Source organism: Exiguobacterium sp. s130, from assembly GCF_018619055.1.
Taxonomy (GTDB): Bacteria; Bacillota; Bacilli; order Exiguobacteriales; family Exiguobacteriaceae; genus Exiguobacterium_A.
The window spans coordinates 707,258-734,037 of the sequence record NZ_JACSNI010000001.1 but is presented as its reverse complement, the minus strand read 5'-3'; the positions used below and the strand labels follow the sequence as shown (position 1 = coordinate 734,037).

Annotated in this window: 26 protein-coding genes, 1 other RNA gene and 2 other annotated features; of the genes, 4 read left to right on the top strand and 23 right to left on the bottom strand. The window is 47.0% G+C overall.

The genetic code is table 11. From position 1 onward, the window contains the following. Positions 1 to 101: 101 nt before the first annotated feature. Positions 102 to 482, top strand: coding sequence for a DUF3899 domain-containing protein (locus tag HZS85_RS03610; protein WP_214853136.1), 381 nt, complete (start codon positions 102 to 104; stop codon positions 480 to 482). A gap of 56 nt (positions 483 to 538) precedes the next feature. Next, positions 539 to 744 (top strand) — a binding site (T-box leader). 51 nt (positions 745 to 795) lie between these two features. Then, positions 796 to 1,797 (top strand): tryptophan--tRNA ligase, encoded by a 1,002-nt coding sequence (gene trpS, locus HZS85_RS03605; protein WP_214746458.1) that lies wholly within the window; start codon positions 796 to 798, stop codon positions 1,795 to 1,797. A gap of 97 nt (positions 1,798 to 1,894) precedes the next feature. Here trpS and HZS85_RS03600 read toward each other — a convergent pair whose 3' ends face one another. From HZS85_RS03600 to recD2, 15 genes are all read right to left on the bottom strand, one after another. Continuing rightward, complete coding sequence (locus HZS85_RS03600) at positions 1,895 to 3,538, bottom strand: peptide ABC transporter substrate-binding protein (RefSeq protein WP_214853133.1); 1,644 nt, start codon at positions 3,536 to 3,538, stop codon at positions 1,895 to 1,897. 206 nt (positions 3,539 to 3,744) lie between these two features. Beyond that, complete coding sequence (locus HZS85_RS03595; protein ID WP_214853130.1) at positions 3,745 to 5,172, bottom strand: peptide ABC transporter substrate-binding protein; 1,428 nt, start codon at positions 5,170 to 5,172, stop codon at positions 3,745 to 3,747. Between the two features lie 226 nt (positions 5,173 to 5,398). Further along, positions 5,399 to 6,637, bottom strand: a complete 1,239-nt coding sequence (gene fabF / locus HZS85_RS03590; RefSeq protein ID WP_214853128.1) for a beta-ketoacyl-ACP synthase II — start codon at positions 6,635 to 6,637, stop codon at positions 5,399 to 5,401. A gap of 1 nt (position 6,638) precedes the next feature. Continuing rightward, complete coding sequence (locus HZS85_RS03585; RefSeq protein ID WP_214853126.1) at positions 6,639 to 7,583, bottom strand: beta-ketoacyl-ACP synthase III; 945 nt, start codon at positions 7,581 to 7,583, stop codon at positions 6,639 to 6,641. A 107-nt stretch (positions 7,584 to 7,690) separates the two neighbouring features. Continuing rightward, the gene (gene mtnN / locus HZS85_RS03580; RefSeq protein ID WP_035406568.1) at positions 7,691 to 8,389 is read right to left on the bottom strand and encodes a 5'-methylthioadenosine/S-adenosylhomocysteine nucleosidase; all 699 of its coding nucleotides are present in this window, start codon (positions 8,387 to 8,389) and stop codon (positions 7,691 to 7,693) included. Positions 8,390 to 8,441: 52 nt separating this feature from the next. After that, positions 8,442 to 8,915 carry a transcription elongation factor GreA gene (greA, locus tag HZS85_RS03575; RefSeq protein WP_029342224.1) on the bottom strand — a complete coding sequence of 158 codons (474 nt, stop codon included), beginning with the start codon at positions 8,913 to 8,915 and terminating at the stop codon, positions 8,442 to 8,444. A 56-nt stretch (positions 8,916 to 8,971) separates the two neighbouring features. Next, the gene (gene udk / locus HZS85_RS03570; protein ID WP_214853116.1) at positions 8,972 to 9,619 is read right to left on the bottom strand and encodes a uridine kinase; all 648 of its coding nucleotides are present in this window, start codon (positions 9,617 to 9,619) and stop codon (positions 8,972 to 8,974) included. 16 nt (positions 9,620 to 9,635) lie between these two features. Beyond that, on the bottom strand, positions 9,636 to 10,274 hold the full coding sequence (locus HZS85_RS03565; protein ID WP_081780346.1) for an O-methyltransferase: 639 nt from the start codon (positions 10,272 to 10,274) through the stop codon (positions 9,636 to 9,638). Between the two features lie 71 nt (positions 10,275 to 10,345). Beyond that, positions 10,346 to 11,494 (bottom strand): endolytic transglycosylase MltG, encoded by a 1,149-nt coding sequence (mltG, locus tag HZS85_RS03560; RefSeq protein ID WP_035406563.1) that lies wholly within the window; start codon positions 11,492 to 11,494, stop codon positions 10,346 to 10,348. Positions 11,495 to 11,572: 78 nt separating this feature from the next. Then, a complete protein-coding gene (locus HZS85_RS03555; protein WP_023468908.1) occupies positions 11,573 to 11,866 on the bottom strand; it encodes a DUF1292 domain-containing protein in 294 nt (97 codons plus the stop codon). Beyond that, positions 11,853 to 12,140 carry a DUF1292 domain-containing protein gene (locus HZS85_RS03550; RefSeq protein ID WP_023468909.1) on the bottom strand — a complete coding sequence of 96 codons (288 nt, stop codon included), beginning with the start codon at positions 12,138 to 12,140 and terminating at the stop codon, positions 11,853 to 11,855. The genes HZS85_RS03555 and HZS85_RS03550 overlap by 14 nt, the downstream gene beginning before the upstream one ends. A 14-nt stretch (positions 12,141 to 12,154) precedes the next feature. Beyond that, positions 12,155 to 12,577 carry a Holliday junction resolvase RuvX gene (gene ruvX, locus HZS85_RS03545; protein WP_056062458.1) on the bottom strand — a complete coding sequence of 141 codons (423 nt, stop codon included), beginning with the start codon at positions 12,575 to 12,577 and terminating at the stop codon, positions 12,155 to 12,157. Next, entirely contained in the window at positions 12,574 to 12,843 is a 270-nt protein-coding gene (locus HZS85_RS03540) for an IreB family regulatory phosphoprotein (protein ID WP_029342229.1), read from the bottom strand. The genes ruvX and HZS85_RS03540 overlap by 4 nt, the downstream gene beginning before the upstream one ends. A 34-nt stretch (positions 12,844 to 12,877) precedes the next feature. After that, a complete protein-coding gene (gene alaS, locus HZS85_RS03535) occupies positions 12,878 to 15,520 on the bottom strand; it encodes an alanine--tRNA ligase (protein ID WP_214853112.1) in 2,643 nt (880 codons plus the stop codon). Positions 15,521 to 15,577: 57 nt separating this feature from the next. Next, positions 15,578 to 15,788 (bottom strand) — a binding site (T-box leader). A gap of 42 nt (positions 15,789 to 15,830) precedes the next feature. Then, positions 15,831 to 18,056: an SF1B family DNA helicase RecD2 gene (recD2, locus tag HZS85_RS03530; protein ID WP_214853109.1), complete on the bottom strand. Its 2,226-nt coding sequence runs from the start codon at positions 18,054 to 18,056 to the stop codon at positions 15,831 to 15,833. 116 nt (positions 18,057 to 18,172) lie between these two features. Between recD2 and HZS85_RS03525 the strand changes: the two genes are divergently transcribed. Then, the gene (locus HZS85_RS03525; RefSeq protein ID WP_035406551.1) at positions 18,173 to 18,721 is read left to right on the top strand and encodes a VOC family protein; all 549 of its coding nucleotides are present in this window, start codon (positions 18,173 to 18,175) and stop codon (positions 18,719 to 18,721) included. Positions 18,722 to 18,768: 47 nt separating this feature from the next. Here HZS85_RS03525 and HZS85_RS03520 read toward each other — a convergent pair whose 3' ends face one another. From HZS85_RS03520 to cymR, 4 genes are read right to left on the bottom strand one after another with little or no spacing between them, the layout of a single operon-like run. Further along, a complete protein-coding gene (locus tag HZS85_RS03520; RefSeq protein ID WP_035406548.1) occupies positions 18,769 to 19,434 on the bottom strand; it encodes a tetratricopeptide repeat protein in 666 nt (221 codons plus the stop codon). 13 nt (positions 19,435 to 19,447) lie between these two features. Further along, positions 19,448 to 20,569, bottom strand: coding sequence for a tRNA 2-thiouridine(34) synthase MnmA (gene mnmA, locus HZS85_RS03515; RefSeq protein WP_214853105.1), 1,122 nt, complete (start codon positions 20,567 to 20,569; stop codon positions 19,448 to 19,450). Positions 20,570 to 20,585: 16 nt separating this feature from the next. Continuing rightward, the gene (locus HZS85_RS03510) at positions 20,586 to 21,713 is read right to left on the bottom strand and encodes a cysteine desulfurase family protein (protein WP_214853102.1); all 1,128 of its coding nucleotides are present in this window, start codon (positions 21,711 to 21,713) and stop codon (positions 20,586 to 20,588) included. Positions 21,714 to 21,726: 13 nt separating this feature from the next. Further along, positions 21,727 to 22,134, bottom strand: a complete 408-nt coding sequence (cymR, locus tag HZS85_RS03505; RefSeq protein WP_214853241.1) for a cysteine metabolism transcriptional regulator CymR — start codon at positions 22,132 to 22,134, stop codon at positions 21,727 to 21,729. A 60-nt stretch (positions 22,135 to 22,194) separates the two neighbouring features. Between cymR and HZS85_RS03500 the strand changes: the two genes are divergently transcribed. Further along, entirely contained in the window at positions 22,195 to 23,532 is a 1,338-nt protein-coding gene (locus tag HZS85_RS03500; RefSeq protein WP_214853098.1) for a replication-associated recombination protein A, read from the top strand. A gap of 12 nt (positions 23,533 to 23,544) precedes the next feature. Here the strand turns inward: HZS85_RS03500 and HZS85_RS03495 are convergent, their stop codons facing one another. The 4 genes from HZS85_RS03495 to HZS85_RS03480 form a co-directional block, all read right to left on the bottom strand. After that, on the bottom strand, positions 23,545 to 24,309 hold the full coding sequence (locus HZS85_RS03495) for a tRNA threonylcarbamoyladenosine dehydratase (protein WP_023468920.1): 765 nt from the start codon (positions 24,307 to 24,309) through the stop codon (positions 23,545 to 23,547). Positions 24,310 to 24,402: 93 nt separating this feature from the next. Next, positions 24,403 to 24,592, bottom strand: a non-coding RNA gene (gene ssrS / locus HZS85_RS03490) — 6S RNA. Positions 24,593 to 24,666: 74 nt separating this feature from the next. Then, positions 24,667 to 25,851 (bottom strand): DASH family cryptochrome, encoded by a 1,185-nt coding sequence (locus tag HZS85_RS03485; protein ID WP_035406539.1) that lies wholly within the window; start codon positions 25,849 to 25,851, stop codon positions 24,667 to 24,669. Between the two features lie 289 nt (positions 25,852 to 26,140). Continuing rightward, on the bottom strand, positions 26,141 to 26,725 hold the full coding sequence (locus tag HZS85_RS03480) for a DNA-3-methyladenine glycosylase (RefSeq protein WP_214853095.1): 585 nt from the start codon (positions 26,723 to 26,725) through the stop codon (positions 26,141 to 26,143). Between the last annotated feature and the right edge of the window lie 55 nt (positions 26,726 to 26,780).

The following is a 26,780-nucleotide window of genomic DNA, read 5'->3' as shown; positions in this document are numbered from 1 at the left end:
CACACTATTTGCTATTTTGCATCATTCATTTGTTACCGATTCGTAACAGCGTTAAAAGTTTCGTATACTAAGAATATCTATGTACGTAAAGGGGGATTTTCATGCGATCGACGTATTTCCGACCGGTCATCGTTGCGGTCATTCTTGTTCTGCTTTACACGATTTGGGCAACTATGACGGATTCGACTCACAGCATCTTGTATCATCTGTCTGGTGGTTTATTCATAGCAGGATTCTTGTTAGTTGCAGTAGGATTCTTCTCGAATATGTCTGCTAACGGCTTCTTCCGCGGCATGACAGCTGGATTCAAAAAGCAGCGGGAAGCAAAGTTGCGAGAGATTGATGGCGATTATTACGAAGATGAAGACGAGGAGGAAGAAGTGCTTCGCAAAAAGCAACGCCGTGCTTCAGCACGGACGAAACCCTACGTCTCAAGCGGTGTCATCTTCATCGTCGTCTCGCTGATCATCTCCTATTTTTAAACGAAATCAACGTGACGCTCTATCTCAGGTATGGTAAACTCAAACTAATCAAACAAGAAAACACGACGACAAAGAGTAGTAACTTAGATCCATTCCTCTCAGAGAGTCCATGGTGCTGAAAATGGACAGGTGATGCCTAAGTGAATGGACTTTCGAGTGGCTGATTCGAATCAAGTAGAGTCAGATGGGTTTGCCCATTACAGCAAATTGAGCGGCTATGTAAATAGCAACTTGGGTGGCAACGCGATGACTCGTCCCTTGATTTTCAAGGGGCGTTTTTTATTTTGATTTTATTATTTGGAGGGATTTCATTATGAAAACGATTTTCTCAGGTATCAAACCAACAGGAACAGTGACACTCGGAAATTACTTAGGTGCCATGAAACACTTCGTGAACTTACAGGACGGTCATGATGCATATTACTGCGTCGTCGATCTGCACTCCATCACGGTCGATATCGATCGTGTCGAACTGATGAACAATACACGCGCCCTTGCTGCTCTTTATATCGCAAGTGGTCTGAACCCAGAAAAATCAACGATTTTCGTTCAATCAGAAGTCAAAGCGCACGCGCAACTCGGCTGGATGTTGACATGTCTTTCCGGTATGGGTGAACTAGAACGTATGACGCAATATAAAGATAAATCACAAGGAAAAGAGCGGATTGGTGCAGGGTTGTTCGTCTACCCGACGCTCATGGCAGCTGATATCCTTCTCTACGACGCGGAACTCGTTCCGGTCGGTGACGATCAAAAACAACACATTGAGTTAACGCGCGATTTAGCCCAACGATTTAATAGCCGCTATTATGAGACGTTCACATTACCAGAACCGATCATTGCTGAATCAGGTGCCCGAATCATGAGTTTGACGACGCCAGATAAAAAGATGTCAAAATCTGATCAAAATCCGAAAGGCTTCATCTCGATGCTTGACGCACCAGATGTCATTCGTAAAAAAGTGAAATCAGCTGTCACGGACTCAGAAGGCATCGTCAAATTCGATCGTGAAAACAAACCAGGTGTGTCGAATTTACTTGAGATCTATTCCCTACTCGCTGGTATCTCGATTCCAGCTCTTGAAGCAAAATACGAGGGCTCGAATTATGGAACATTCAAAACAGATGTCGCAGAAGCGATCATTGCGGAACTCGAACCGATTCAACAGCGCTATTATGAATTGATTGATTCTGAAGAACTCGATCAAATTCTTGACGCTGGACGTGATCGCGCAGAAGCAGTCGCTGCCAAAAAACTCGCGAAAATCGAAAAGGCAATGGGCTTACAGCGGAAGCGTGCCAAAGTAAAAAAATAAGATTTTCTCCAAAAGAGATCGGAATGCTCCGGTCTTTTTTGATATTTCCAAACAAAAAACTACTTCCGAATCAAATCGGAAGTAGTTTTTATTTTGCTTATTTTCCTTCGATTGAAGCCCATTTGTAAGAGAAGTCTGCGCCGAAGTTATGCTCGACGACTCCTTTGACGTATGGTTTAACGAGGAATGCACGTCCACGCTGATAAACAGGTGAGATTGCTGCTGAATCAAGAAGGATTTTCTCAGCTTCTTGTAGTTCAGACCAACGTTTTGTTGCATCTGTTTGAGTTTGTGCATCTTTGATGAGTTTATCGTACTCTTTGTCCGACCATTTACCACGGTTGTATGGTCCGCCCGTGACGAAGAGATCGAGGAACGTCATTGGATCTTGGTAGTCAGGACCCCAGCCAGCGAATGAGAACTCGAAATCACCTTTGTTTTCAAGATCAAGTTTGTTTTTGAATGGTTGTTGTTTGATCGTAACCTTCATACCTGGAAGGTTTTTCTCAAGTTCCCCTTTCAAGAACTCACCGATTTTCTTAGCATCGTCGCTATCGTAGTTCAAGAGCTCAAGATCAACCGATTTTTGACCGATTTCTTTGAGACCCTCTTCCCAGAGTTTTTTCGCCTCATCGGCATTGTATTCGTTGAATGCCGGATACTTGTCGCGGAAATCTTTTCCGTCAGCATCTTTTGCGAAATCTTTTGGTACGAGGTAGTTTGCTGGAAGTGATCCGTTTGCAAGGATGACATCCGTGATTCCTTTTTTGTTGTAACCCATATCGATGGCGCGACGGATTTTTTCATTATCAAGCGCTTTTACCTTTGTGTTGAGGTTAAGGTAGAAGATCGTTGATTCACCTTTTGTTTTAAATTCTTTATTGTCTTTGTACTGAGCAACGAACTCAGAAGTTAGACCTGTACGGTCGATGTCACCTTTTTCGTAAAGGTTAACACCTGTCGCTGTCTCTTTAACGACCTTAACGTTGATCGTTTTAAGTTTGACGGCATCTTTATCCCAGTAGTTATCGTTTTTAACCATTTTCCAGCCTTGTTCACGTGTCCATTCTGTTAACTTGAATGGTCCGTTGTAGATCGCCTTGTCTGCAGTCGAACCGAAGTCTTTCCCGATTTTCTTCGAGAGTTCTTCTGATTTCGGCATGAATGGTCCGAATCCAGTGAGTCCGAGGAAGTAATCTGCAGGTGCTTTTAACTTAACTTCGAGCGTTTTGTCATCGACTGCTTTAACACCGACAGCATCACGATCGCCTTTTTTCGTATTGTACTCTTCTGCACCTTCGATATTGTAGAAGACGTATGCATACTGTGAAGCGTTTTCAGGATTTAGAACTTCTTTCCATGCATATTCGAAATCTTTTGCCGTAAGTGGTGTACCATCAGACCATTTTGCATCACGTAATTTGAACGTGTATGTTAATTTGTCATCTGAAACCGTGTGGCTTTCAGCGATACCTGGAGTCGGCTGCTGCTTGTCATCAAGACGGTAAAGACCCTCCATCGTGTTGTTCAATACGTTAAATGAAACTGAGTCTGTTGAAGTCGTCGGGTTGAGTGTCGGAATATCCGAACCTTCGATCAAATTAAGTGTTTGATCATTGGATTTTTTGCTTGAACCTGTGTCGCCCGATTTGTCGCCTGAATCCGTTGTCGAACAAGCTGCGAGGAACGCACTTGATACGAGTGCTACCGATGTAGCTAAAGCAAAGCTTTTCTTCTTCATGTTACGATGACCCCCCTAGGTTTCTAAAAAAATGATACTGTCAGGTTTTTGACCGAAAAAAAAAGAATTACTATATTCGAATCAAACCCTTCGTTACAAATAGTTTACAATGTTCTGATAATTTTGCAAACCTTTTATCCGATTTTTCTAAATATTTTTTCAAAAAAAGACTGGGACCTTAAGAAATAATGGTCCCAGTTAAGTGATTATTTTAAAATTTTCATCGAGCGGAGTAGGTATTCCGGTCCATAAATCGGTACTTCAATTCCTTGAATCGTATCAGAAACATATAATTTCTCAGTCGTCTGATACAAAGGAACGACGACAGCATCCTGATGGATTAACCGTTTTTCGGCTTGATGATAGAGTGCTTGTTTTCGTTTTATCTCTTTTTCTTTTCGTGCTTTTTCAACTGTCTGGTCGTATACCTTGGATTGATAATTCACCGAATTTAAAGGATTGTCTGAGACGAATTGATTTAAATAGGCTAGCGGTCCTGGATAATCTGGCATCCATCCAGTCAAAGTCATCGCATATCGTGATGATTGTTCTTTGTCGATTTTCTCTTCAATCGCGACTGGCTTAAGAATGATATCAATCTCAGGTATTTGTTTCTCAAGATAGGTTTCGAGTTGTTCCCCAATCCGTTTTGCTTGTGGATCATCAAAATTAAGCATCTCAATTTGTTGTTTACTGTGTTCTTGTGATTTTTCAGGTTTCTCTTGAACGGATTCTGACATCAATACGTTCGTATCAGTGACGACGAATCGATTCGTCGGAATACCTGCATACCCTAAAGGAAGTTGAACCGATTCTTTTTCCATCAAGGCGTGAGCAATCCGCTTTCTGAGTGTCGTATCGCGGAACGTGTCATTTTTTTGATTAAAGGCGATATAAAAGACACCACTCCGCTTTTTTTGATAGGTCGGTCGTGAAACCTGATCACCTTGTGTTTCGACACTTTCTTGTAATGGAAGGATAGCCGCCTTGCTTTTCTCATACGAACTCCATTGCGTCTGATGATCGGGAATGATACGGCTTTCTATTTTCGCTACTGTAACAACGTTTTGCTGATGATACTGATCATTTTTCTTAAGCGTATATCCGCTTTTCGACATTTTTTCTAGTGTAAATGCACCATTTCCAACAAGTTCTTCCCACTTCTTTGATTCCGGTTGTGGATAGAAGACGGACATCGCAAGTAATTCCTTTAGATTCGAAACCGGCTGATTCAACGTGATGATAAGTTGATTGCGTCCTTTCGCCTTTACACCTAAACGCTCTGGCTTCATTTTTCCGTCATTGACGGCACGTCCATTTTCAAACACTTCAAATAAAAAACCATAAGGAGAATTCGTTTTATTAGCTGCGACACGTCGGAAACTATCGACAAAGTCTTGTGCCGTGATCGGCTGACCCTGCGCATTTTTCGTTTGTTTGAGTTGAATCGTATACGTCAGACGATCCTTTGAGACTGACATATCCTGTGCTAATCCTCGACGGACGGATGTCCCAGAAGTAAAGACATATAATCCTTCATACAGTTGTGCTAACAGTGTCTGAGAACGACTATCTGTCGCTAACGCAATATCGGATGTCTTCGGGAGTGATGATTCAATTAATTCAACCTTCACTGCTTGGGTCTCCTGATCTGTTTTGGTCTTTTGAGATGATGATAGACGATATATGAGCGTACCACTGAGACCAATCAATAAAAATAAGATCAATATCAGGATTGATGTTTTTCTTGTGATGTTAGTCATAAACGACTCCTTTCTGCGTCAAACACGCATTTCTCTATTGAATCAGAATTTCATCAAAAAAGCGACCCCCTTGATGTTTCAAGGGAGTCGCTTGAGCTTAAGCTTCATACCGTTTGAAGACGAGTGATGCGTTGTGTCCACCGAACCCAAGCGAGTTGCTGAGCGCATAAGTCATTTCGACGTGACGTGAACCTTCTGTCACATAATCGAGATCACAGCCTTCGCTCGGCTGTTTGAGATGAATCGTCGGGTGAACTGTTTGTTCTTGTAATGATTTAATCGTCGCAATTGCCTCGACGCCACCTGCTCCACCAAGTAAGTGACCGATCATCGATTTCGTCGAGTTGACGACGAGTTGTTTCGCTTGTTCACCGAAGACACTGTGGATCGCTTTTGTTTCAAGGATGTCGTTCATTGGTGTACTCGTTCCATGAGCATTGATGTATCCGACTGCCTCCGGAGTGATGCCCGCATCTTGAATCGCCATCGCCATCGCGCGTGCTCCACCGTCTCCGTCTGGATCCGGAGCTGTGATGTGGTACGCATCAGCTGTTAATCCATACCCACTGACCTCTGCATAGATTTTCGCACCACGAGCTACTGCATGCTCATATTCTTCAAGAATCAAGATTCCTGCCCCTTCTCCCATGACGAATCCGTCACGTCCTTCGTCAAATGGACGGCTTGCCGTCTCAGGATCGTGGTTCGTTGACATCGCTTTGTTGGCACAAAAACCAGCAAATGCTAAGTTCGTGATCGGCGCTTCCGCACCACCAGCAATCATGACATCCGCGTCACCACGTTCGATGACACGCAGTGCTTCTCCGATGGCATTCGTTCCTGAAGCACATGCTGTGACGGAACAGTTATTCGGTCCCTTTGCTCCGGTATAAATCGATACCTGACCGCTTGCCATATTCGGGATCATCATTGGAATGAAGAATGGGCTGACACGACGGTGTCCACGTTCAAAGTAGATTTTCGCTTGTTTCTCGATCGTTTCAACGCCACCGATTCCTGATCCAATCCAGACACCTGCACGTTCAGCAATCGACTTGATATCAATTCCAGCATCTTTTACAGCTTCCATGCTTGCGACAAGTGAGTAATGAACGAAGCGGTCCATTTTACGTGCTTCTTTCGCCTCAATGAATTCTGTGACATCGAAGTTCTGTAATTCGCCCGTGACCTTCGTTGGATACTCATCGATATCAAGACGCTCCATCGGACGAATTCCGTTCGTTCCTTCTTTTAATGCATCCCAGAATGTATTCGCATCATTCCCGATTGGTGTCAATGCCCCGATTCCTGTGACTACAACGCGTTTTCTCATCATCTTATGTGTTCTCTCCTTTAGTCCAAGTAATATATGCTGCTCCCCAAGTCAATCCGGCACCGAAGCCAGCAAGTACAAGTTTCGTACCTGGTGTCAGACGACCTTGCTTACGTGCTTCTTCGAGTGCGAGTGGGATCGAAGCAGCAGATGTATTCGCATGCTCATCGATCGTAACGATGACTTTTTCTTGCGGAATATGCAGTCGTTCGCACGCTGCATCGATGATGCGTAGGTTCGCCTGATGCGGAATCAAGATATCGACATCTTCAAGCGTGCTGTCTGCTTTTTGAATGACCTTCTCAACGATTTCCGGTAATTTACGAACGGCGAACTTAAAGACTTCGCGACCGTTCATCTCGATTGGTCCATCGACATCCTTAAACAACAGATGGGCTCCACGTCCGTCTGTTCCGAGTTCAAAAGCATTTAATCCCTCTTGCTCAGTTTGTCCGATGACGACCGCTCCTGCACCATCCCCGAATAAAATCGCTGTCGACCGGTCTGACCAGTCAACGATACTCGACATTTTTTCGGCACCGATGACCAGTGCATGTTTTCCTTCGACTGTTGATAACATGCTTGCAGCTGTTTGTAATGCGAAGATGAATCCACTACAGGCCGCACTGATATCAAAAGCGGTCGCCCCTCGTGCTCCCAAGCGCTCTTGAACGATACAGGCTGTAGAAGGGAACGCACGTCCTGTTGCCGTTCCGACAATGATCAAGCCGATGTCCTCTACTGTCAATCTAGCATCATCGAGTGCCTTCTGAGCCGCTTCTGTCGCTAAGTCTGTTACATCCACATCATCGGCTGCAATTCGTCGTGCCCCGATTCCTGTTCGTGTCCGAATCCATTCATCACTTGTGTCAAGCGTCGTTGCTAGCTCATCATTCGTTACGCGACGTGATGGCAAAGACGTTCCTAATCCTACAATCCCGATCTTCATAAGGCATCCCCTTTTGGTTATTAGTATCTGGTACTAATATAAAGCGTTAATTTGCTTTTGTCAAAGAAAAAAGGAAGAGCAAGGTCTCCCGTGCCCTTCCTTCTACATCATTCTGCTAACGTCCGAACGACTTCCATGACCATTTTAGCGGAATTGATTGACGCAATCTCGAGGAATTCATCAAACGAGAGTGACGCTTCTTCATTAGCGCTATCTGAAATCGAACGTGTCACGACGAACGGAACACCAAACTGATGACAGACTTGTGCGATTGGCGCAGCTTCCATCTCGACGGCTGCGACTTCTGGGAAGTGCGCCTTGATTTGAGCAGCACGCTCTGAATCATGGATGAAGGAGTCACCTGTCGCGATCAATCCATGAACGACACGAATTGCATCCATGCGCTCGATGACAGCTTCTGCTGTTGCTACGAGCTTTGGATCTGCTTGGTAGGCAGCTGGCATTCCAGGTACCTGACCATATTCGTAACCAAACGCTGTCACGTCTACGTCATGGTGACGTACTTCTGTTGAGACGACGACATCCCCGACCGTTAAGCCTTCTTTAAATCCGCCTGCTGAGCCGGTATTGATGACAGCAGTTGGTTTGTAGTGGTCAAGCAATAATGTCGTACCGATCGCAGCGTTCACTTTCCCGATTCCTGACTTCAAAATGACGACAGGAACGCTATTCAAGAGTCCTTCATAAAAATGATAGTTTGCGATGACTGTATCTTTACGTTCTGACAACTCGTTGCGCAATAAGTTGACTTCCTCTTCCATTGCGCCGATGATTGCGATTGGCATGGTCCATTCCTCCATCAAACAGAAAGCCGGATTGCTCCGGCTCCTGTGTTCTTTATTTGATCGATGTAATTTTTACTGCGTATTCGCCGCCTGGTGCTGGTACAGAGACTTGATCTCCGACTTGGTGCCCCATTAAACTTTTTGCGATTGGTGATTCGTTCGAGATTTTACCCGTGAACGGATCTGCTTCGGCACTACCAACGATCGTATACGTATCTTCTTCGTTGTCTTCGACACTCAAGAAAGTGACTGTCGTTCCGATACCGACGACTGAGATATCCTTCTCTTCTTCCGAGATGATGGCAACGTTGCGAAGCATCTCTTCCAGTTGAGCAATCCGGCCTTCGACCATTGCTTGCTCTTCTTTTGCTGAATCATATTCTGCGTTCTCTGAAAGGTCACCGAACGAACGGGCAATCTTGATGTTCTCGACGACTTCTTTCCGGCGGACTGACTTCAATTCATTCAATTCATTTTCAATGTTCGCTTTACCTTCAAGCGTCATGTAGTATTGCTTTTCTGCCATTTTTGTCACGCTCCTTTTTATTCCACTAGTATAGTATATTCACATCTTTTTTGGAATCAATATCCTCTTTGGTCGAGTGATGATCGATAATCAAGGATCGCTCGGATTTTCGTTACGAGTAAATCGATTGCCACGTGGTTTTCGCCGCCCTCTGGTACGATGATATCCGCATAACGTTTTGTCGGTTCACAGAACTGTAGATGCATGGGACGGACGACATTCGTGTACTGCTCAACGACAGAATCAATTGAACGCCCACGTTCGTTGATATCACGTTGCATCCGACGAAGAATGCGAACGTCCGCATCCGTATCGACGAACACCTTAATATCCATTAGTTCCCGTAACCGTTCGTCTTCAAGCGCTAAAATTCCTTCTACGATGATGACATCACGTGGTTCGAGACGAATCGTTTCTTGAGCACGTGTATGTGCGACATAATCATATACCGGTTTTTCAACGGCAATGTTTTCGCGGAGCGCTTGAATGTGTTCGATCAAAAGACCATTATCGAAAGCAAATGGATGATCATAGTTTGTCTGATATCGCTCTTCCATTGATAATTCACTTTGGTCTTTATAGTATGCGTCCTGTTCAATCATGACGATTGATTCGCTTGGGAACGCATCGACAAGTGAACGTGCCACCGTCGTCTTCCCTGAACCCGTTCCGCCCGCTACGCCTATTACTACCGGTTTTTGCATGTCATTCGTTCCTCCATCATTTCGACTTTTTCCGACTGACGGATACACCGTCACCGAGTGGAAAAATCGTCGTATCATATTGTTCTTGTTCCATCATCCAGACCGTGAATTCTTTGACGAGACGCACGAGCCGACGTCTTCTTCGATCGAACGTCTTCGGGTCAGGCTCAAGGACATCTCCGTGTAAGAAGAGATTGTCCGTATAAAGCACGCCGCCCTCTGGAATGAGTCGCCCATATCCCGCAAAGAATTTTTTATACTGTCCTTTAGCTGCATCGATGAAGACTGCATCAAACTGGTCTTCAAGCGTTTCGGCTAATTCTACTGCATCACCAAAAATGATGTCAATCCGATCCGCCACATCTGACCGGGCGATGAAGGTTTTTGCTTCTTCATACCGCTTTGCATTCCGTTCGATTGTCGTAATACGCGCATCCGGTAACGCACGTGCCATCCGGATCGCACTATAACCAATTGCTGTTCCGACTTCTAGAATACGCTTCGGTTGCTGTAATCGCAGGAGCGACAATAAGACTTCGGAACCGGTCAACTCGATGATCGGTATATGATGTTCTTCCGCATAACGCTCCATTTCTTCTAGTAGGGCATCACGAGGATGAATCATCGATTCGACATAGGTCGTGAAATCCTTCACGCCATTCACTCCCTCTTCCGCATAAACAGGCTGACTTGAAGCGAACTTCCCGCTTCAACCCAACCCGTTGCTCATTGCTCTTTACTCGCTTCGTATTCCACCCATTCCGGTTTATACTTAACGACGTTTCGTTGATGTTCTTCATATGTCTCTTCGTAAAGAATCTGTCCTCGTGGATGTGTATCACTTGGTGGACGGGCGAAGAAATAGACATATTTTGTTTTATTCGGGTTCAAGACAGCTAATACGGAATCCTTACTGACCGTTGAAATCGGACCAATCGGAATTCCTTCGTACTTATACGTATTGTACTTTGAGTTATTCTCAAGATCCTTTAGCGTCGTCAATGCCGTATTCTCGCCTGTGCCATACCAAACCGTCGGGTCCGACTGCAGTTTCATGCCATCATCTAAACGGTTTTTGAAGACGCCTGCGATTTCACGACGATCCTTCGGTGTCGCGGCTTCACGCTCGACCATTGAACCGAGACTGAGCACTTCATGGAAGGTCATGCCTGACTTTCGAATGGCATCCTCATTTTCATCGTAGACTTTTTCTGTCTCGTCGAGCATCGTCTCGACGATTTGATCAATGCTTTTTCCTTTATCGAACTCATACGTTGCTGGGAAGAGATATCCTTCAAGTGCGTACAAGACGCCATTCTTCTTCACTTCATCCGTCAACATCGGGTATTTTTCAATCATGGCATCGATGAACATCGCATCCGTCAATTCTTTACGAATCGTCTCTTCTTTGAACTTCGTCGCTTTCGCGATTAAATCAATTTGACGATCCATCGTGATGCCTTCAGGTAACGTGATTTTCACATCCGCTGCCTTCATGACCGTTCCCGTTTTCAATTCATTGATGATTTCATCCGGGGACATGGCTTGTGACAGGGTATATGTACCCGCCTGGAATGACGATTCATTCTTATAACGGACGTAATAACGGAAAATCGTCTCGTTTGCAATCAAATCTTTTTCCTTTAGTAAGGAAGCGATCGTACTCGTTCCTGCGCCTAAAGGAATTTCGACTTTGACGGATTTCGTCGCTGCTTCATCGACCGGTTCAAGCGCATTTTTCAAAAAGACATAGATGACCGCACTGGTAACTAGAAAAATCGTCAACAATACAGAAAGGATGATCAGCGTGATCCGGCGTGATGTCCGGCGTCGCCTTTTTTCGATTTCAGCATTTTGCTTCCATTCGTTCTCCATCGGTTCCTCCTTCTTCTCTTAAAACAAGGTGACACCGTAAGAGAAAGTCTCTTACGACGTCACCTGTCATGAGTCGGGTTAGTCTAACTGATCTTCGAGCGTGTTAAAGACTTCTTCGATTTCATCCCAAGTCGCTGTATCGTCTTCGTCGATTGGTACGAGGTTGAAGTCGTTGTCTCCATCACCGTATTCGTCGAGTTCGTAAACGAAGATATCGACTTCTTCTGCTTCGTCATAATCTGCTCCGATTGGCTCGAGGAAGATGTATGTCTTGCTCGAACGTGGGCTTTCATAACGCAGACGTTCTACGAATTCGAAATCATTTCCTTCGCCGTCCGGAATTACGTAACGTGTTGGCTCATTCTGTTGCATCAGTGATCCGCTCCTTTAACGCAAGCTCGAGTTCATCCCAAGTTTGCTCATCATTTTCATCGATCAGGCTCAATTCAAAATCATCTTCGCCTTCTCCATATTCATCGATCTCACAGATGATTAGATCATCCGCTCCTTCGTCAGGGTTACCGATCATTTCAAGAAATAGATAGGTTTTTCCTGTACGTTCACTTGAGTAACGGTACCATTCTTCGAAAAGATGTTCGCCGCCCTCTTCATCTGGAAAGAGATACTGACGTTTTTCTTCAGCCATCGGTTTCTCCCCCTTCATCGATTCGCCCGATCCAAATACGATTGCAGGATCATGACGGCAGCCATCTTATCGATGACTTGTTTTCGTTTCTTGCGGCTGACATCGGCATCGATCAACATCCGTTCTGCTTGCATCGTCGTCAACCGTTCATCCATGAAGACGACTTCAAGCCCAGTATGCTGTTCGATTTCCTTCGCAAAGGCTTCACTCGCCTCCGCACGGGGACCGATGGAACCGTTCATGTTTTTCGGAAGACCAATGACTAGGATTTCGACATTGTATGTCTCCATGATGACATCGAGCCGTTTGAAGGCTTCTGGGTAATCCGGTTCCGTCCACTTGACCGTCTCGACACCTTGCGCCGTCCAGCCCATCAAGTCACTGACCGCTACCCCGATCGTCTTCGAACCGACGTCTAGTCCCATTGCACGTTTCATTTTGAATTTCCACTCTCCGCCAAATAAGATTTCACGAGTTCTTCGAGCAATTCGTCACGTTCAATCTTACGAATTAAGTTACGTGCGTCATTATGACGAGGAATGTAAGCAGGATCTCCAGATAGGAGATAGCCGACGATTTGGTTGATCGGATGATATCCTTTTTCTTCTAAAGCATGATAGACCGTCAACAACACATCCCGTGTCGCTGCTTTGTTATCGTCTTCTGGAAAGTTGAATTTCATCGTTTGATCCATCTGACTCACGTTCATCACCTCTTTCATATACACTACGTTTCTATTATGCCAGTGATTGCACGTATTGTGAAGCGTACGCGAGTGCTTCTTCTAATTTCGACGCATCTTTCCCACCAGCTTGAGCCATGTCAGGGCGACCGCCACCGCCACCACCGCAGCGTGTTGCGACTTCCTTGATCAATTTACCAGCATGATAGCCTTGGTCGATTAAATCTTTTGAAACGCTTGCGACGAGATTGACTTTTTCACCTTGCGCACTACCGAGAACAATGATTGCTGATCCGAGTGAGCTCTTCAACTCATCCATCATACCGCGAAGGGCATCCATATCTGAGACGTCGACACGTTTTGCAAGCACACGTACGCCGTTGATTTCCTCAACATCGTCCTTTAGTGAAGCAGCTTCGATGTTCGCAAGTTTTGCTTGCAACGATTCGTTCGCCCGTTCCGTCTCACGAAGTTGTTGTTGCAGTGCTTCGATACGGACCGGAACTTCCGTCGTTTTCGTTTTCAAGACAGCTGCTGCTTGTTCGAGTGTTTCCAAGTGTTGATTCATCACACGATACGCGCCTGCACCTGTCACGGCTTCGATCCGGCGTGTACCTGCACCGATCCCAGACTCTGAGACGATCTTGAACAGACCGATCTCTGCAGTGTTTCCGACGTGGATTCCGCCACACAATTCAATCGAGTATGTGCCTGCTGAGACGACACGGACCGTTTCACCGTACTTCTCACCGAACAATGCCATCGCGCCTTTTGCTTTTGCATCAGCGATGTTCATCTCTTCGATATCAACCGGTAATGATGCCCAGATCGCTTGGTTGACGTCTTGTTCGATTTTTGTCAACTCTTCTTGTGTCACGGCACCGAAGTGTGAGAAGTCGAAGCGGAGACGTTCTGGAGAAACAAGTGATCCCGCTTGGTTGACGTGTGTTCCGAGCGTGTCTTTCAATGCTTTATGAAGCAAGTGTGTTGCTGTATGGTTTTTCGTGACGGCTTTACGTTCTGCTGCTTCGACGTTTGCAACGACATCCGCCGCTTCCGTTGCGATTCCTGTACGGACGATGACCGTATGCAAGTTTTGACCGTTTGGTGCCTTTTGAACATCTTTGACATCAAGAACGAAGTCTTTGCCTTCGATTGTTCCTGTATCCGCTACTTCACCACCACTTTCAGCGTAGAACGGCGTGATATCGAGAATGACTTGCGCTTCTTCACCAGCAGCCACTTCTGTGACTCGTTCTCCATCATGCAACAATGCGATGATTTTTGCATCCGCCTTAAGGTCGGTATAGCCGACGAACGTACTTTTATCTTTTAGTGTCGAGAGGACTTCCGATTGTTGTTGCATCGAACCGCTCTCTTCACGTGCTGCCCGCGCACGTTGACGTTGTGCGTCCATCGCTTGTTTGAAGCCTTCTTCATCAACAGACATCTGATGATCTTCCGCATACTCAACTGTCAATTCGAGTGGGAAACCATACGTGTCATACAGACGGAACGCATCTTCGCCACTGATGACATGCTCACCGTTTGCCTTAGACGTCTGAGCGACCGTGTTCAAGATTGCAAGACCGTCATGAAGCGTCTCATGGAAACGTTCTTCTTCGTTTTTAATGACGCGTTTGATGAAGTCCGCTTTTTCCGGAACTTGTGGGTAGAAGTCAACCATGACGTTCCCGACCGTATCAACGAGTTCATACATGAACGGACGTTCGATCCCAAGCATCTTCGCATAACGAACCGCACGGCGTAGTAAACGACGAAGGACATATCCACGTCCTTCATTCGAAGGAAGAGCCCCATCACCGATCGCGAATGATACAGTACGGATGTGGTCTGCGATGACTTTGAATGCTACATCAAGTTTCGAATCATCACGGTATATCTTGCCGCTGATTTCTTCTGTCTTATGAATGATCGGCATGAACAGATCCGTATCGAAGTTCGTCGGCACGTCCTGCATGACACACGCCATCCGTTCGAGTCCCATCCCAGTATCGATGTTTTTACGCGGAAGTTCCGTGTAGTTGCCGTGTCCGTCGTGGTTGTACTGACTGAAGACGATATTCCAGATCTCGAGATAGCGTTCGTTTTCGCCACCTGGATAAAGTTCTGAATCGTTCGGATCGTCTCCGAAAGCTGGACCACGATCGAAGAAGATTTCCGTATTCGGACCAGATGGACCTTCACCGATTTCCCAGAAGTTATCTTCAAGCGGAATGATCCGCTCAGCCGGTACGCCGAGTTCAAGCCAGATTTGACGCGCTGCATCATCTTCCGGATGAATCGTGACCGAAAGACGTTCTGGGTCAAGACCGTACCAGTCATCACTCGTCAAGAGTTCCCAACCCCATTTGATTGCATCTTCACGGAAGTAATCACCGACAGAGAAGTTTCCGAGCATCTCGAAGAACGTATGGTGACGCGCTGTTTTCCCGACGTTTTCGATATCGTTCGTCCGGATTGATTTTTGTGCGTTGACGATACGTGGATTATCAGGAATGACACGACCATCAAAATATTTCTTGAGTGTTGCAACACCCGAGTTGATCCACAAGAGCGATGGATCCTCGACCGGCACGAGTGAAGCACTCGGTTCGATCGCATGCCCTTTGCTTTGGAAGAAATCAAGATACATCTGACGGATTTGTGCACCCGTTAATGGTTTTAGAGCTTTCATGAACAGTTACCTCCATTGGTTTTATTTGGACGCAAAAAAACGATGCTTTCATCCCTGAAAAGGGACGAAAGCATCGCTTCCGTGGTACCACCCTCGTTCGTAAGCAACCTATTGCCTACCTCGAACATCTGATAACGGGGATGACCCGCAGGTGTTTACACCCGACTCCGGAAGGAGCTTCAAAGGGACTCGAGAAAGTGATTGCAGCAGACTCACTTCTCTCTGGACTCGAGTTTTCCTTTTACTTATCTTCCATCAACGTGTTACGTCCATTCATCTATCGTGATTATTACCTATCGAACAGCATCCGTCAAGTCTTTGTCACCCCACCGAGTCGTTCGATCAATCGTGTTCGGCGCCGGGGTTCCTCTTCTTGCGACGCTTTATGGAACGCACGCGGATCACCGAATAATAACAAACTCGATTTTGCCCGAGTAACTGCCGTATAAATTAAATTTCGGGAATGTTTGAACGCCCCCGTGAAATAGACCGGCATCAAGACGATCGGAAACTCAGATCCTTGCGCTTTATGGATCGTAATCGCATAGGCGTGCGTGAATTGATCCCAGTCACTCCGGTTGTACTCGACTTCCGTCTGATCGAACCGGGCGATGATCTTATCGACTTTATCGACATTCTCTTTAGCGAAGAAGATATTGACGATTTCGCCGATATCTCCGTTATAGACGTTTTCTTCCGCATTGTTGACGAGCTGGAGAATCTTGTCTCCGGTCCGGTAAATCCGCGTTCCTTGTTTGACTTCTCGTTTCTTCGGTTCCTCCGGGTTATAGACGCGTTGCAAGGCGACATTCAATTCGTCGATCCCGACCTGACCCCGGTAGGTCGGCGCGAGGACCTGGACATCGAATTTCGAGTAGCCTTTTGCGAGTGCTTTTTCCGCGAAGGCCGAGATGCCCCGTAACGTCTCTTGCGGAGACGCAGTATAGAAGCGGCGATCCGCAAGTGGTGATAACAAATCAGCAGACGTCGTCCGGTTCTTCAAATCGTGCGCAAGACGCAATATCGAAGAATCTTCTGCTTGACGATGGACGACGTTCAAACGGACGACGGGAATTCCTTCCGTATCCATCAAGTCTGCCAGCACCTGTCCTGGACCGACGGATGGCAATTGATCGCGGTCACCGACGAACAAGATCTTCATGCCATTCGGGACGGCGCGAAGCAAACTCGATAACAAGTAGATATCAATCATCGACGATTCATCGATGATCAGTACTTTTCCCGTGATCGGCTGATCCTCATTCAGTTGAAAGTTCGTTCCATCATACTTTAAGAGACGGTGAATCGTCATCGCCGGTACATCTGTTGCTTCCGATAGACGTTTAGCGGCACGTCCCGTCGGTGCAACAAGGACGTATGGATAGACCTCTCCTGTCTTGACGCGACTCTTCTCAAGCGGCCAGTCATGAATTTCTTGCAACGCATGCAAAATTCCCTTGATGACAGTCGTCTTACCGGTACCCGGTCCACCAGTCAAGACCATCAGCGGCGCTTTGACCGCTAACTCGATCGCTTCTCGCTGTTGCACGGCATATTCCATGCCGAACTGTTCTTCGAGGTGCCCGATTGCTTCAAGAATCGTCGCGACATCGACTTCCTGTTCGGCACCGTTTGCCATGACGCGTGCTAGCTCCTTCGCCGCGCGGACTTCCGCATAAAAGATCGTCGGTAAATACAAGCAACCTTCTTCAAGCTTGACCTTATCTTCAGCGAGCAACAGTTCGATCGCTTTTTCCAGCCGCTCTCCCGGATCTTCCCCTAGCAGACGGGGTGCCCGTTGCAACAGAGAGTCAACCGTCGCGAAGGCATGTCCCTCGCCCGCTTCTTGTTCTAATATATGCATGATCGAAGCAGCGACACGCTCTGGATGTAGCCCGACGAGTCCGAGGTGCGCGGCAATATGATCGGCTGTCTTAAAGCCGATCCCGTTTACTTCATACATCAAGGAATACGGATTCTCCCGAATCCGTGCCATGGCGTCGCCCTCGTACGCGGCATAGATCTTTGCCGCTAGCTTCGGTGTGACATCAAACGGTGCTAAGAACAGCATCAACTGATCGACACCGTATAACGTGGCGAGTCGATTCAATATGATGTCGGCTTGTTTTTGTTTCAACCCAGGCACCTGATTCAGTACCCGTTCATCTTTCAAAATGAGATCCACTGCGTCTTCTCCGAGAGCATCGACGATATTTTTCGCTGTCTTCGGACCAATGCCGGTGAACGAACCATTCGTCAAGAAGCGGATCGTCGCATGTTTGGTCATCGGAACCGATCGACGAATCAGCTCCGCCTTCAGTTGTTTTCCGAATCGGGGATGATCGACGAGACGACCGAATGCTTGATACGTCCCTCCGAGTTCGATTCCGACTCCTGTACCCGTAATGACGAGCTCGGTCTCTTTTAATTCAAAGTTCTTTTCTTTGACGGCGACCAGTACAATGGAGTGTGCTTCCTCTTCAGAAGAAAAGAGCACACGTTTGACGCGCCCGACTACTTGATGGGGGTGCTCCATCACTCCACCTTCTTTCTCTCTTTTTCATTCGCTGCTTTCATCATAGCATTCGTTTACCGGATTTTAAATCAGGGAAAGATAACGTGAAACATTTCGTTAAGAGGAGGAGTTCAAGGATGGCACGTTTACCGATTGCAGGATTGTGTGAGTTAGTACTTGAAGTCGAGGATATGGATCGCGCCCTTGGCTTTTGGAATGGGACACTTGGTATTCCGATTGTCGAGCAATGGGCACCTGAGGATGCTGAGCCGAGCAAAGAACAATCTAAACAAGATGGGGTCTGGGCAACGTGGCTCTACATTGGCGGCAACACCCGACTCGGTCTTTGGCTGAAACGGGACTTCACGATGGAAGAACGAACCGTTAAACATTTACCGGTCTCCGAATGGGATACGTTGTACGATGAAGGCGGAGTCCATGTCCACTGTGCCTTTTACGTTGAGAAGGACGAGTTCCAGCAAGCCTTAAATCAGCTTCGGGAAGCTTCAATCACCGTGAAGCTAAGAGAATGGGATGAACAGGAGACCTCGAACCAAAAAGAGTATTCCGCTTATTTCAAGGATACAGAAAATAACGTCATCGAACTGTATACGAAAAACATGGATGAAGCCTATGAAGACTTTTCCGGACCTCCGCTTCGTGTCATCCGTGAAGTCGGGAATTAAATACCATACAAAAAAGACGACTCCGCCTGGAATCGTCTTTTTTTAGATCAATCTGCTTGTTTTAATAACGCATCCATCTTCGCTTTTGCATCTCGTGCAAGCGCGTGTTCCGGCTGATAGGCAAGAACGGCTTCAAGTTCTGCATAACAGGCTTCCTGTTGACCGAGGAAGGCAAGAGCAATCGCATAATTGTATCGTGCATCTGTATGCGTTTCGTCAAGCATCAAGACATGCTCGAACATCTCGACCGCTTCTTCCAACTTCTCGTTTTGCGCTAAGGCAAGTCCGTATTGGAACGCGACCTCGATATCGACACCGTTTAGTTCTGACGCGCGTTGTAAACGAGGTAAGCCGCGGACTGGATCACCGAGTTTTTGATACGTCATCCCTAGCATGAAATGGAGATCCGCGTCGTCAAGTCCGTACAATAACGCCGCGCGCAATGATTCCTCTGCTTCGACGAGTTTGTCGGCAGCAAAGAACAAGGCACCTTTCGCATAATAGGCACTCGCAAACGTATTATCAATCATCAGTGCCCGGTCATAAAAACGGAGGGCACGATCAGCGTCGTTCATCGATTGGAGTAATGTTCCAAGATTGACGTATGCTGTCGGATCTTTTGGGTTTTCTTCGATCGCATCATTAAAAGCTTGCGCTGCTAATTCATAATTTCCAGCTTCTAGATGCCGGAACCCTACTTCATTATAGTTCATCTTCTTTTGCTCCTTACGCTAAATAAGCGAGGCGTTCGCCTGCTTTATAGGCTGCATCGATTGTGGCACCACCGAGGCAGATGTCTCCATCATAGAACACGACCGCTTGTCCTGGTGTGATCGCCCGTTGACGTTCGTCAAACGAAACATCGAGTCCACCTTCAAGGACACGAACCGTGACGGCTGTGTCTTGTTGACGGTAACGGAATTTCGCTGTGCAACGGAATGTCTCACCGACTGGACGTTCAGATGTCCAACTGACATCTGAAGCAAGTAATCCTTCCGAATACAATAATTCGTTATGGAATCCTTGATCGACATAGAGAATGTTCTCTTTTAGGTTTTTTCCGACGACGAACCAAGGTTCTCCGTCGCCACCGATACCAAGCCCGTGGCGTTGCCCCATCGTATAGTACATCAATCCATCGTGACGACCCATGACGTTGCCGTCAAGCGTCCGCATCTCACCGGGTTGTGCCGGTAGGTATTGACCGAGGAACTGTTTAAAATTCCGCTCGCCAATGAAGCAAATACCGGTCGAGTCTTTTTTCTTAGCTGTTGCAAGGTTCGCTTCTTCTGCGATCCGGCGCACTTCTGATTTTTCCATGTGACCGATTGGGAACATCGCCTTCGCGATTTGCTCTTGCGACAATTGATTCAAGAAATACGTTTGATCCTTGTTTGTATCGACACCACGAAGCAATTTATGTTCTCCATCTTCATAGACAGCACGTGCATAATGACCTGTCGCGACGAAATCGGCACCAAGACGCATCGCGTGATCGAGGAAGGCTTTGAACTTGATTTCCTTGTTACACATGACGTCTGGATTCGGTGTCCGACCGAGTTTATATTCATCGAGGAAGTATGTGAAGACCTTATCCCAGTACTCTTTTTCAAAATTGACCGCATAATACGGAATGCCGATTTGATTGGCTACGGCGATGACGTCTTCATAATCTTCCGTCGCCGTACAAAAGCCGTTCTCATCCGTGTCATCCCAGTTTTTCATGAAGATCCCGATGACGTTATAGCCTTGCTCTTTTAATAAATGAGCCGTCACAGACGAATCGACACCGCCCGACATCCCAACGACGACTGTCGTTTCACTCGGGGCTTTCGCTCGTGTATTCATTCATTTCACCTCTTAGTTAATTCTGAAACGATTTTACGACATCTTGCAAGGCTTGTGCGAGTAGTTCGACTTGCGCGAGCTCATTTCCGTGACCAAAACTGATCCGAACCGATGCCCGTGTCCGTTCATCTTCACCATACATCGCCGACAAGACATGCGAAGGCTCGACGGATCCTGCCGTACATGCACTCCCGCTCGATACCGCCATCTGGCGCATATCAAGCATGATCAAGAACGGTTCGATTTCAATTTGCGGGAAGTAAAGATTGAGGACATTCGGCAATCCTTCAACACCGTTGACTTCGTAAGTGACGCCACTTTCATCCAAGCGTGTTAGCAAAACGCTACGCAGTTGTTTGATGTGGTCCTGCTGTTGATCGCGCTCTGCGATCATCAGTTCGAGCGCTTTCGCTAAACCGACGATTCCCGGTACGTTCTCCGTACCAGCGCGACGCTTGCGTTCCTGTTCTCCGCCATACGTCTGCGTCGCTAATTTCACACCTGTCCGTACATATAATAGCCCGATTCCTTTTGGACCATTGATTTTATGACCAGACGCGGATAAAAGATCGACCTGTAACGCTTCGACATCGATTGCTTGTTTTCCGAACACTTGCACCGCGTCCGTATGGAACAAAATACCGCGTTCCCGTAAGAATTGACCAATTGCCGCAATCGGCTGGATCGTCCCGACTTCATTGTTGCCGAACATGATCGAGACGAGTGTCGTATCTTCCCGGACAGCTTCTTGCAAGGCATCCAATGAGACGACGCCTGTCGTTGGTACATCAAGATACGTGACGTCATAGCCTTGTTTTTCGAGCTCTTCGAAGGCGCGGAGCACGGCATGATGCTCAAAACGTGTCGTAATGAGATGACGTCCTTTTTCACGCGCTGCCTCTGCCGCACCGAAGATGGCATAGTTATCCGACTCCGTTCCACCACTCGTGAAAATCAGTTCGGTTGGTTTCGCGTTCAATTCTTGTGCGATCTGCCGACGTGCGTTGTCGATCGCTGCCCGAGCAGACCGACCAGCCGCATGGACACTCGATGGGTTACCATACTGTTCGAGCAAATAAGGCGTCATCGCCTCAAGGACTTCCGGACGCATCGGCGTCGTCGCCGAATGGTCAAAGTAATTCATTCGTTTTCACCTCTCAAATATAGAACATGTATCCTGTATCGTCTTCTTCCGCTAAGTCTTGTAGCGTCGTTGAATCGAGTACTTGATCGACTGCTTGTTGGATTTTATCCCACAGTTTGCGTTTCGTGACCTCGTCACACGCATCACCTTCAACGACGACGAGTGGTCCTTCAAGTAAGCGGATGATTTCACCCGCCGTGATGTTTTGCGCTTCACGACCGAGCTTATATCCGCCATAAGCGCCGCGGACGCTTTTGACGAGACCACCATTACGAAGTGGTGCGATCAATTGCTCGAGGTAGTGTTCAGATAAGTCATACATCTGCGCGATTTTCTTTAAGGACAATGGTTTAGATTCAGCTTCTTTCGCGAGTGCGATCATGATCGTCAGACCATATCGCCCTTTCGTCGAGATTTTCATCATGCGAAGGATCATCCTTTCTAGTATAGTAGTAGCTAAAAGTAGAAGGAGCGTATGTGTATGGCACATTTATTTGAATCCCAGTCTCCTGCCGGACCGCTCGCGAATCGAATGCGTCCGCAGAATCTGGATGAAATCGTCGGACAACGTCATCTGATTGGAGAGACAACGCTCCTGCGGCGTGCCATCTTAGCCGATCGTCTCGGAACCGTCATTTTTTACGGTCCACCCGGTACCGGTAAGACGACGCTCGCACGTGTCATCTCCAGTTATACGAAATCAGCATTCGAACAATTGAATGCGGTCACGGCGAAACTGGAACAATTACGTGAGATTCTAAAAGCAGCCGAAGCTCGTCTTCAGTTCGAGGATCAAAAAACGATCCTTTTTCTCGATGAGATCCATCGGTTCAATAAGATGCAGCAAGACGCCTTACTGCCAGCGCTTGAAGCGGGTACGATCACATTGATCGGGGCGACGACGGAAAATCCGAGTTTTGAGGTCAACGCCGCTCTCTTATCGCGGGCAACAGTCTTTCGTTTTGAACCCCCGACGGTAGATGATTTACGGATCGTCCTCGATCGGACCCTGAAGGACACGGAGCGTGGTCTTGGCAAATATCCAATCACGATCACGGATGAAGCAATCGATCATTACGTCAAGTTGTCAGACGGCGACTACCGGGCATTATTGAATGCGCTCGAACTCGCCGTCTTGACGACACCGGAAATCGATGGTCAAATTACGATCGACCTCGCTGTCGCGGAGGAATCGATTCAGCAAAAGGCATTGAAGTATGATAAGGACGGCGATCGTCATTATGATGTCATCTCTGCTTTCATTAAATCGATTCGTGGTTCCGATCCGGACGCCGCGCTCTACTGGCTCGCCGTCATGATTGAAGCGGGCGAAAGTCCACGTTTCATCGTCCGTCGTCTCTACGTCCATGCGGCAGAAGACATCGGCCTGTCTGATCCGCAAGCGTTATTAATGGTCGATGCCTGCGCACGCGCGTGCGAGTACGTCGGTTTCCCGGAAGCACGGATCCCGCTTGCTGAAACGGTCTTATATCTCGCAACGGCACCGAAATCGAATGCTGTCATCTCAGCAATCGATCAAGCATTGACGCTCGTTCGTCGTTCGGACGGCGGACCCGTCCCGCCGCACTTGCGCGATGCCCATCATCCGGGGGCAGCGGCGCTCGGGAATGGTGTCACTTATCAATATCCTCATGAGTTCGAGCATGCCTATGTGCCACAAAATTACTGGCCAGAAAACCTTGCCCGAACAAAGCCGGTCTTTTATCGTCCGAGCCCGCGCGGTTTTGAGAAACAACTGCAAGCTCGACTTGATTTTTGGAACAAACAAACAGCCACACATCAGAAAAAGCGACCATAAGGTCGCTTTTTTTTAACGAACGCGTTCGATCGTCACGCCAGCTTCACGGACAATCTCATTGATGACGTAGCTCGCTGCAATCAGTCCACCGACAGATGGAACAAATGCATTCGAACTCGGTGGCATCTTCGCTTTACGAATCGCAGCGGCATCGTTTCCGACGACTTGGCGGACTTCTTCAATGATCTTAACGGGTGGTTCATCGGAAAAGACGACAGGAACGCCTTTATGGATGCCGGCTTTCCGGAGTTTCGTCCGAATGACCTTCGCTAATGGATCATAACTTGTATCTTTGATGTCAACGATCTTGATGCGTGTCGGATCCATTTTGTTCGCCATCCCCATGCTCGAGATAATCGGGATGTTACGTTTCTTACATTCTTGAATCAAGTGAATTTTAAACGAGACCGTGTCCGATGCATCAATGACATAATCCGGCTGCTGTTCAAAGAACGACTCGAATGTTTCTTCATTGTAGAACATCTTTAAACGAACGATTTCAAGGTCTGGATTGATTAACGCAAGACGTTCTGCCATCGCATCGACCTTCGGCTGACCGACCGTCGGAAGCAAGGCATGAATTTGTCGGTTGACGTTCGTGATGTCGATATCATCCTTATCAACGAGAATCAAACGACCTACACCACTACGGGCAAGCGCTTCTGCCGAGAACGATCCAACACCACCGATTCCCAGAATAGCGACAGACTTGGATGCCAATGCGTCAAGTCCAGTTTTACCGATTGCTAGTTCATTACGCGAAAATTGATGTAACATCTCATAACCTCACAATACTCATACTGTTTTACTCGGAATTATATCATAAAAAAAAACGTCATGCGACGTGTCAAACAATAAAATAATAAGACGATGGGACCCGAAGTGCCGTGTCGATACCTTATTTTTGAACCTGCTGTGCAGGTGGGTGTCTTATCCGATTCCTATTCGTACGTCCTCCTGCTGTGTTACGAGGCATGTACTACTAGTTGGAACGTCAAACTCCCTATCAAAAAAGAGTGGCTCAAAGATAAAAGGCGGCTCTCGTACAATTCAGGAACCCCATCTGATGCATTTAATATAGCATCCTCCCCTCTGAAATGCAACTACTTCCCACTCCAGAAAAAGATGCTTTTTTCAGGTCCAACGTTTCGTGAATTCCTCATTCGGATCATATCGTTGTTGCTGGAACACGGGATCGAATCGTGGCGTCCTTGTCGCATTCCCGACCCCTGCGATGAATGCCCAGTTGCCATAGTTCGAAGCGACGTCATGGTCAATCAATTGTTGTTCAAAATACTGTGCTCCGATGCGCCAGTCCTGTTTTAATTCATGAATGAGATAACTGGCAACGATCTGCCTGCCCCGGTTCGACATCCATCCCGTCTCGCGAATCTCGTTCATAAAGGCATCAACGAACGGTACACCGGTCTTTCCTTTTATCCAACGTTCGACAGCTAGCTGATCCGTCTTCCACGTGTATTGTCCTTCCTTTAATCCATTCGATCGAAACAGACGACTTCCTGTCTCACGCATCGTTAAATGGAAAAAGTCACGCCATAACAGTTCGAAATACAACCAGTACGTCGATTCATTTGCTCCCTTTTTTCGCTCGGCTTTCTGCAATTCAGCCATGACGCGACGCGGTGACAGCGATCCGTTCGCTAGCCAGGCAGATAACTTCGAAGAATCATCTCGCAAAAAACCATTACGTGTTTCTTTATAGGTGAATACAGGCTCAGCAAAGTATTCTTGAAGACGTGCTCTCCCCGCTGATTCTCCACCACGGAACGGGAACGCAATCTCTGGATCCGCTTTGACTGATTCCTCCCTTATTAATCGAATACCGGTTGGTGGATCAAGTGGATCGTAGAAGGTTCCTTTCGCCTCGACACGTTTTCGAAACGCTGTAAAGACGCGCTTCAGTTCGTCACTTCCGATATCTTCCCGGCGATGTAGTGTCTGTGTCTCAAAAGAACGGACTGTATATCTGTCTTTGACATACTGCTCACTTGCCGCTTCTTCTGTTCCAGTCATCTTATGGAAATAGACTGTATCATCCGTTTGTAGATAAGAATCAAGTGCCTCATTCACCTTCCCCTCTAAAATATCTAATGCAATTCCGATTTGAGACAAATGATCGGCTAAATTCGCTAATGTCTCTTCTTCGAATTTCGCTTGTTGCGCGCCTCTTTCAAACAGCTGTTCCTTATGATTTTTAACGTATACTGCCCGAATCGTATCTTGTTCTTCGCATGCGCTCCGAAGTGCTTCATGATCATCGACACGCAAATCATTGCGGTACCAGACGACTGCTCCCATATTGATCGGCTCCCTTCTCTTATACTATGACCCGACCAAGGGACTTAGAAAACCAATCGATGTGCCGACGAGGTTTTAAGAAGTTGTTTTCGTGGAATATGATTACTACAACAAATCAGAGGAGTGAATGGATCAATGGCTGCAAAACGCGGTAAACTCAGAACATTAGTGACGCTTGTAACGACGGTTGGACCAATCGTTTATAAATTCTATAAAAAACAACAAGCTAAAAAATCAATCAACAATCCTAAATAAAAAATGGACGCTTCCTGATCGGAGCGTCCATTTTTTAACGTTTACTGACACCTTCACTCGCGTCGACATAAAAACGCCATGGATAGGCCGTCGCTTCTCCAGCATTTGGAATACCAATGCGTGTCGTCTGGACGATTGCATCGACCGGGTCGGCAACGAGTCGAAACCGGTCTTGATAAAGATCCTGACCTGAATCAGCAGTCGTTAGACCGAATCCTTGGCACAATTTTGCCGGTCCATTGACGAGATTTCGTCTTTGAATCGCAGTCAATTCCGCGTAGGAACAACCAAAACGGCGTTTAGCGACCTGATCGTGCCCACTGATGATTTCGGCACCTCGTAACAACAGTCCGTATCCTTCCCCTTCATGTCCACAAACGATATTCATACAGTGATGCATACCATACGTGAAATAAACATATAAATGTCCGGGTGGACCGAACATCGGTGCCGTTCGTTTCGTCGGTTTACCGGAAAACGAGTGTGCCGCTTGATCGTGAGGACCGAGATAGGCTTCGACCTCGACGATTCGCATCGTTACCTCATCGACCGTGATCTGTGTTCCTAAGAAGTCTGGTCCGACTTCAACTGGAGATCGTTCAAAAAAGTGTCGTTCCATCCGTTCGCCCTCCTTCATGAAACAAGCGAACCTCCCATACCGGAAGATTCGCTTG